1 protein-coding gene is annotated in these 9,053 nt (G+C 70.9%); it reads left to right on the forward strand.

The genetic code is table 11. The features are described 5' to 3' along the window. Window positions 1-9,053 (forward strand): amino acid adenylation domain-containing protein (locus tag ABZX40_RS41300; RefSeq protein ID WP_356162868.1); only part of this gene is annotated, 9,053 nt, incomplete at both ends.

A 9,053-nucleotide genomic window follows, 5' to 3' on the forward strand; every position in this document is an offset into this window, starting at 1 on the left:
TTCACGGTGGTGTCGTCGGTGTCGGGTGGGTTGTCGGTGGGTGATGTGCCGGTGATGGGGCGTGGGTTGTCGTATGCGCGGTTGTTCGTGCTGGACGATGTGCTGGAGCCGGTTCCGGTGGGTGTGGCGGGTGAGTTGTATGTGTCGGGCGCGGGTCTGGGCCGTGGGTATGTGAACCGGGCTGCTTTGACGGGTGAGCGGTTCGTCGCCTCCCCGTTCGATGCGGGTGAGCGGATGTACCGGACGGGTGACCTGGTGAAGTGGACCGGGGACGGCCAGTTGGTGTTCGTGGGCCGCGCGGATCAGCAGGTGAAGGTGCGTGGTTTCCGGATCGAGCTGGGTGAGATCGAGGCTGTCCTGCTGGATGCCCCGGCCGTCGCTCAGGTCGCGGTCGTGGTGCGCGAGGACGCGCCGGGTGACAAGCGGCTGGTGGCCTACGTGGTCCCGGCCGGGGACGCTGTCGATGTGGAGGCGTTGCGGGAGCTGGTGGCGGCACGGCTGCCGGAGTACATGGTCCCGGCGGCCTTCGTCACCCTCGACGGGCTGCCGCTCACAGTGAACGGCAAACTGGACCGCCGCGCCCTGCCCGCCCCCGCCTATGTCGCCGGCGAAGGCCGACGCCCCGCCACCCTCCAGGAGGAACTGCTCTGCGGAGCCTTCGCCGAGATCCTCGGCGTCACCTCGGTCGGCGTCGATGACAGCTTCTTCGATCTGGGCGGACACTCACTCCTCGCCGTCCGGCTGATGTCCCGGATCCGGGCCGTGCTCGGCGTGGAACTGTCACTGCGGACCCTCTTCGAGGCGCCGACCGTGGCCGCCCTCGCCGCCCGCCTGGCCACCGGCGCCGCCGAGCGAGCGCGCCACGCGCTTCGGGCCGCCGCCGAACGGCCGGAACGGGTGCCGCTGTCGTTCGCGCAGCGCCGGATGTGGTTCCTGGCCCAGCTCGACGGACCGAACGCCCTCTACAACCTCCCGACGACGATGCGGCTCAACGGGGAGGTCGACACCGCCGTACTCAACACGGCACTCCGGGATGTGATCGCCCGGCACGAATCGCTGCGGACGGTCTTCCCGGCACTGAACGGCGAGCCGTATCAGCACATCCTCGACCCCGATGACCTGGACTGGGCCGTGCAGGTCACCCAGGTGGAAGCCGGGCAACTGGCCGAGGCCGTCGGACGGGCCACCCAGTACCGCTTCGACCTCGCCGCCGAACTGCCCATCCGTGCCTGGCTGTTCGAGACCGACGACGATGTGCGCGTGCTGGTCGTGGTCGTGCACCACATCGCGGGCGACGGCTGGTCGATGGGTCCGCTGCGCCGCGATGTCGACACCGCGTACGCGGCCCGCTCCCGTGGTGAGGCACCCGCGTTCGAGCCGCTCACGGTGCAGTACGCGGACTACGCGCTCTGGCAGCGTGAGCTGCTGGGGGAGGAGTCCGACCCGGAGAGCCTGCTGTCGGAGCAGGTGGAGTACTGGCGCCGCACCCTGGCCGGAGCCCCGGAGGAACTCGCACTGCCGGTCGACCGCCAGCGTCCGGCGGTGTCCGGTCATGTCGGTCACCGGGTGCCGCTCCAGGTCCCGGCGGAGGTGCATCAGCGGCTGGTCGAACTCGCCCGTGCCGAGGGCGTGACCGTCTTCATGGCGTTGCAGGCCGCCCTCGCGGTCACGCTGTTCCGGCTGGGCTCAGGCACCGACATCCCGGTCGGCTCGGCGGTCGCGGGCCGCACCGATGAGGCCCTGGACGATCTGATCGGCTTCTTCGTCAACACCCTCGTCATCCGGAACGATCTGTCCGGCGACCCCGAGTTCCGCCAGGTACTGGCCCGCGTCCGCGAGGCGAGCCTCGGGGCGATGGCCCACCAGGACGTCCCCTTCGAACGCCTCGTGGAGGAACTGGCCCCGCAGCGGTCACTGGCCCGGCATCCGCTGTTCCAGGTCATGTTCACCGTCCAGAACATCGACGCCGCCGGACAGGAACAGCCCGCCGGTGAGCGGCCGACCAAGGTGTCCGCGAAGTTCGACCTCGATGTGATCGTCGGCGAGATCCTGGACGACCAGGGCCGCCCCGCCGGACTGCGCGGCGCACTGACGGCGTCGGCCGACCTCTTCGACGTGGCCGCCACCGAGGTCATGGTCCAGCGCTGGCTGCGCGTCCTCGAAACGGTGACCTCGGCACCCGGCATCCGTCTGCACGCCGTCGATGTACTGGACGCGCAGGAGCGCGAAACGGTACTGGAGCGCTGGAACGACACGGCCGCCGAGCGTCCCGACCTGACGGTGGTCGAGCAGTTCGAGCGGTGGGCCGGGTCGGCTCCGGGCGCGGTCGCGGTGGTGAGCGAGGGTGTCGAGACGTCGTACGGCGACCTCGACGCGGCGGCCAACCGCCTCGCGCATTACTTGCGGGGTCGGGGGGTTGGGCCGGAGTCGGTGGTGGGGCTGCGGTTGCCGCGCGGCCCGGAGATGATCACCGGGATCCTGGGTGTGTGGAAGGCGGGGGCTGCCTATCTGCCCATCGATGCACAACTACCCGCTGAGCGGATCCAGTTCATGCTCGCGGACGCGGGTGCTGCCCTGGTCCTCGCTCCGGAGGATCTGGACCAGCAGGGTCAGCCCAGTGAGACTCCTGGTGTCACCGGTGATCTGGCGTATGTGATCTACACCTCCGGTTCGACGGGGACCCCGAAGGGCGTCGCGGTCTCGCATGGCTCGCTGGCGAATCTGGCCTCGGTGTTCGGCCCCGTCATGGGCGCCGGCCCCGGTGTGGGCATCCTCCAGTTCGCCTCTTTCAGCTTCGACGCCTCGGTCCTGGACGTCGCCGTGTCTCTCTCGTCTGGATCGGCGCTCTGGATCGCCGACGACGAGCAGCGGGAGCACCCGCAGAGGCTCGCGGAGTTGGAGGGCGTACGGGCCGCCAGCGTGGTCCCGTCGCTCCTCGGAGTCCTGGAACCGGCCGATCTCGAACGCGTGGCAACCCTCCTCGTGGGCGCCGAAGCCATCAGCGAGGCGGCGGCACGGGAGTGGTCCGCCGGTCGGCGCCTGGTCAACACCTACGGCCCCACCGAGGCGACCGTCATGGTGGCCGCCGAGACGGTGGACGCCGAGCGCTCCGGGCCCGTCCCCTTCGGCCGCCCGATCGCCAACACCCGGCTCTACGTCCTGGACGACGCCCTTGAGCCCGTCCCCGCCGGAGTCACCGGAGAGCTGTACGTGGCCGGTGCCGGACTGGCACGCGGGTATGTGAACCGCCCCGCCCTGACCGGTGAACGGTTCGTGGCCTCCCCCTTCGACACCGGTCGGCGCATGTACCGCACCGGCGACCTCGCCCGCTGGACCCCCGACGGACAACTGGCCTTCGCCGGACGCGCCGACCAGCAGGTCAAGGTCCGCGGCTTCCGTATCGAACCCGGCGAGATCGAGACCGTCCTGCTCACCCACCCCGAGGTCACCCAGGCCGCCGTGATCGCCCGCGACGAAGCCCTCGTCGCCTACGTCGTCCCGTCCCTCCCCGACACCGCCCCGCTCCGCGACCTGCTCGCCTCCCAGCTCCCCGAATACATGGTCCCGGCCGCGTTCATGGGACTGGACGAGCTACCCCTGACCGCCAACGGCAAGCTGGACCGGCGGGCCCTGCCCGCGCCCGAGTACGCCACCGGAGGTGGCCGCGCACCCGCGACCGTCCGGGAGGAGATCGTGTGCGCGGTCTTCGCCGAGGTGCTGGGCCTGGACTCGGTCGGGGTGGAGGACAACTTCTTCCAGCTCGGCGGTCACTCCCTCCTCGCCGTGACACTGGTGGAGCGGCTGCGCGGCCGGGGTGTGTCGGTGTCGGTGCGGGCGCTGTTCGAGACGCCCACCCCCGCCGGACTCGCCGGTAGCGCCGGAGCCGAGTCGGTGGAGGTGCCGGAGAATCTGATCCCGGCCGGTGCCGAGCGGATCACCCCCGATCTGCTGCCGCTCATCGAGTTGTCGCAGTCCGAGGTCGACCGGGTCGTCGCGTCCGTCGACGGCGGTGCCGCGAACATCGCCGATGTCTACCCGCTCGCCCCCTTGCAGGAGGGCCTGTTCTTCCACCACCTCATGGCTGCCGGTGGAGCCGATGCCTATGTGACGGTCCGTCTGGTCGAGTTCACCACCCGGGCCCGGCTCGATGAGTTCGCGGGCGCGCTCCGGCAGGTGCTGGACCGGCACGACATCTACCGGACCGCCGTGGTCTGGGAGGGCCTGCGCGAACCGGCGCAGGTGGTGTGGCGGCATGCGACGCTGCCCGTGGTCGAGCATGTCCTCGACCTCGCCGGTACGGAACCCGCACGCTGGGCGGATGCCCTGATGGCCGCCGGTGGACAGTCGATGGACCTGGGGCGGGCGCCCCTGATGGATCTGCATGTGGCCGAGGTCGCCGACGGCCGCTGGCTCGGGCTGATCCGGATCCACCACATGGTCGAGGACCACATGGGCACCGATGTGCTGATGCGGGAACTGCGCACCATCCTCGTCGGCCAGGGAGATCGGCTCGCCCCGGCGGCCCCGTTCCGGAACTTCGTGGCGCAGAGCCGCGCGGTCCCCAGGGAGGAGCACGAGCGGTTCTTCGCGGAACTGCTGGGCGATGTGACCGAGCCGACCGCGCCTTTCGGAGCGCTGGACGTCCATGGGGACGGCAGCGACTCCGTCACCGAAGTGGTCACCGTGCCCGCAGAGTTGGCGGTCCGGCTGCGGGAGGTGGCCCGCGGGCTCGGCGTCAGCGCCGCGACCGTCCTGCACGTGGTGTGGGCACGGGTCCTCGGGGTGCTGTCCGGCCGGGACGACGTGGTCTTCGGCACCGTGCTGTTCGGGCGGATGAACGCGGGTGACGGCGCCGACCAGGCCCTCGGCCTGTTCATCAACACCCTCCCGGTCCGGGTCCGTACCTCCCGGGTCGGCGCCCGCGCCGCGATCGAGCTGATGCGGGACCAACTGGCCGCGCTCCTGGAGCACGAGCACGCGCCCCTCGCGGTCGCCCAGCAGGCCAGCGGCATCACCGAGAACACCCCCCTGTTCACCTCGCTCTTCAACTACCGCCACGCGGACCCCCGTACGACGACCGGCACCGGCGCCGCCACCGACACCGACACCGCCGAACAGCAGCAGCCGATCGACGGCATCCGCAATGTCATGGTCCGGGAGCGGACCAACTACCCGCTGACCGTGGCCGTCAACGACCTCGGCCCGGACCACATCGGCTTCACCGTGGCGGCCATCACCCCCATCGACGCCGCAGCGGTGGGACGCCTGCTCCAGACCACCCTCGACCACCTCCTCGACGCGCTGACCCACACCCTCGACGGCGGCCCCGACACCACCCTCGACCGCGTCCTCGTCCTCGGCACCGACGACCGCGACCGGATCCTCAGCGCCTGGAACGACACGACGACGGACATCCCGGACGCGTCGGTGGTGGAACTGTTCGAGCGCCGGGCCGCGACGACTCCGGATGCCCCGGCCGTGGTGAGCGAGGAGACCGAGCTTTCGTACGGCGACCTCGACGCGGCGGCGAACCGACTGGCACACCATCTCCGGGCTCAGGGCGTCGGCCCGGAGTCGGTCGTGGGGCTGCGGCTGCCGCGTGGCCCGGAGCTGGTCACCGGGATGCTGGGCGTCTGGAAGGCGGGCGCCGCCTATCTGCCGATCGACACGCGGCTCCCGGACGAGCGCATCGAGTTCATGCTCGCGGACGCCGGTGTCGCCCTGATCCTCGGCCCGGACGATCTGGACCACCAGGGCCGGCCGACCCATGCTCCTGGTGTCACCGGTGATCTGGCGTATGTGATCTACACCTCCGGTTCGACGGGAACCCCGAAGGGCGTCGCGGTCTCGCACGCCGGTCTGACGAACCTGGTGACGGCCCAGGGCGAGCGTTTCGCCGTCGATGAGGCCGCCCGGGTGCTCCAGTTCGCGTCGGTGGGCTTCGACGCGGCCGTCTCCGAGGTGTGGGTGACCCTCTGCGCGGGCGGCGTCCTCGTCGCCGGCTCGGCGGAGGAACTGGACTCGGGTGCTGGTGTGGCCGGAGTGGTGGCCCGCCATGGGGTGACCCATGTGACGCTGCCCCCGGCGGTACTGGGTGCCCTGGACACCGGCGCCCTGGACACCGTCACGACGCTGGTGTCGGCCGGTGAGGCACTGGACCCCAGGTCGGTGGAGCGCTGGGCACCGGGCCGCCGCCTGGTGAACGCCTATGGCCCGACCGAGGTGACGGTGTGTGCCTCGATGTCCGAGCCGCTCGCCCCCGGCGACGAACCGACCATCGGCGCCCCGATGGCCAACACCCACCTCTACGTCCTTGACGACGCCCTTGAGCCGGTGCCGGTCGGAGTCACGGGTGAGCTGTATGTCTCCGGCGCCGGTCTGGCACGGGGCTATGTCGGTCGCCCCGCCCTGACCGGTGAGCGCTTCGTGGCCTCCCCCTTCGACACCGGCCGACGCATGTACCGCACCGGCGACCTCGCCCGCTGGACCCCCGACGGACAACTGGCCTTCGCCGGACGCGCCGACGACCAGGTCAAGGTCCGCGGCTTCCGCATCGAACCCGGCGAGATCGAGACCGTCCTGCTCACCCACCCCGAGGTGACCCGCGCCGCAGTGGTCACCCGTGACGGCGCCCTGGTCGCGTACGTCGTACCGTCGGCCCAGGACGTGGACGCCCTGCGGGAGCTGGTCGCCGCCCGGCTGCCGGAGTACATGGTCCCGTCCGCCTTCGTGGCCCTGGACGAACTGCCGCTGACCGCCAACGGCAAGCTGGACCGCAGGGCCCTGCCCGCGCCCGAGTACGCCACCGGTACCGGCCGGGCCCCGGCGACCGTGCAGGAAGAGATCCTGTGCACCCTGTTCGCCGATGTCCTGGGCGTGGAGTCGGTCGGGGTGGAGGACAACTTCTTCCGCCTCGGCGGACACTCCCTGCTCGCCGTACGCCTCACCTCCCGGATCCGTGCCGTGCTGGGCGTGGAGGTCGAGGTGCGGGCGCTGTTCGAGGCGCCGACGGTGGCCCGGCTGGCGGCCCGGCTCGCCCAGGGCACCCAGCAGGCCCGCACCCCCTTGCGGGCCGTGGCCGAACGGCCCGAGCGGGTACCCCTGTCGTTCGCGCAGCGGCGCCTGTGGTTCCTGGGCCAGCTCGAAGGGCCCAACCCGACGTACAACATCCCCGTCCCGATCCGGGTCAACGGCGCCGACCCCGTCGTCCTCGATGCGGCGCTGCGGGATGTGATCGCCCGGCACGAGTCGCTGCGGACGGTGTTCGCCGAGATCGACGGGGAGCCGTATCAGCGGATCCTCGACCCCCGGGAACTGGACTGGCAGCTGGATGTGGCCCGGGTCACCCGCGAGGAACTGGCCGGGGCCGTGAGCCGGGTGTCACGGCACGCCTTCGACCTGGCATCCGAACCGCCCATCCGCGCCTGGCTGTTCGACGCCGGACCGGAGGAGCAGGTACTCGTGGTCGTGATGCACCACATCGCCAGTGACGGCTGGTCGATGGGCCCCCTGGGCCGCGACATCTCCACCGCCTACGCGGCCCGCCTGCGCGGCGAGGCCCCCGACTGGGCCCCGCTGCCCGTCCAGTACACCGACTACGCCCTCTGGCAGCGCGCACTGCTCGGCGACGCCTCCGACCCCGGCAGTCTGCTGAACGCCCAGGTGGACTACTGGCGGCAGGCACTCTCCGGCGCCCCGGAGGAACTGGCGCTGCCCGGCGACCGGGCCCGCCCCCTGGTGACCAGCCACCAGGGCCACCAGATCCCGCTCGACGTGCCCGCCGACGTACACCGACGAGTCGTGGAACTGGCCCGAGCCGAGGGCGTCACCGTCTTCATGGTGATGCAGGCCGCCCTCGCGGTCACCCTGTCGCGACTGGGCGCCGGAACCGACATCCCCGTCGGCTGCGGCATCGCCGGCCGCAATGACGAGGCCCTGGACGACCTGGTCGGCTTCTTCGTCAACACCCTCGTGATCCGCACCGACCTCTCCGGGAACCCGGAGTTCCGTCAGATCCTGGAGCGCGTCCGCGAAGCCAGCCTGGGTGCCTGGGCCCATCAGGACGTGCCCTTCGAGCGCCTGGTCGAGGAACTCGCCCCCGAACGCTCGATGTCCCGCCATCCCCTGTTCCAAGTGGCCCTGACCTTGCAGAACGCCGAGCGCACCGGAGCGGCGACGGGCACCGAGGCCGCGGCCACCGCCGCCTCGGCCAAGTACGACCTCGATGTGATGATCGCCGAGGCGTACGACGAGCAGGGCAACCCCGCCGGACTGCGCGGCGCCGTCGTCGGATCGGCGGACCTGTTCGACGCCGCCACGGTCGAGTCCCTCACCGAACGCTGGGCCCGGGTCCTGGACTCGGTCACCGCGGACCCGGCGCTGCGGCTCGCCGCCGTGGAGATCCTCGACCCCGCCGAGCGCGAACTGATGCTCGGTGAGTGGGGTGGGTCTTCGTTGGTGGGTGCGGGTTCTGGTGCTGGTTCGTCGGTGTTGGGGTTGTTCGATGGGTGGGTTGGTGTGGATGCGGGTGCGGTGGTTGTGGTGGGGGATGGGGTGGTGGTGTCGCGGGGTGAGTTGGATGTGGCGGCGAATCGCCTGGCGCACTACCTGCGGGGTCGTGGTGTCGGGGTGGGTTCGGTGGTGGGGTTGTGTGTGCCGCGGGGTGTGGATGTGCTGGTGGGGATGTTGGGTGTGTGGCGGGCGGGGGCGGCGTTTTTGCCGATGGATGTGCGGTTGCCGGTGGAGCGGGTGGGGTTCATGGTGGGGGACAGTGGTGTGTCGGTGGTGCTGACGGATGCGGTGATGGGTGGGGAGCTGGCGGGTCGGGTGGGTGGTGGTGTCCAGGTGGTGGTGTGGGACGAGGTGCGGGAGGACATCGGGGCGTGCTCGGGTGTGGCGCCTGATGTGGTGTTGGGGGGTGCGGATCTGGCGTATGTGATTTATACGTCGGGGTCGTCGGGGGTGCCGAAGGGTGTGGGGTTGACGCATGGTGGGGCGTTGAGTCTGGCGGTGGATCAGGTGGGTCGGTTTGGTGTGGTGTCTGGTTCGCGGGT

It is taken from the genome of Streptomyces sp. NPDC004610 (assembly GCF_040609715.1).
Classification (GTDB): domain Bacteria; phylum Actinomycetota; class Actinomycetes; order Streptomycetales; family Streptomycetaceae; genus Streptomyces.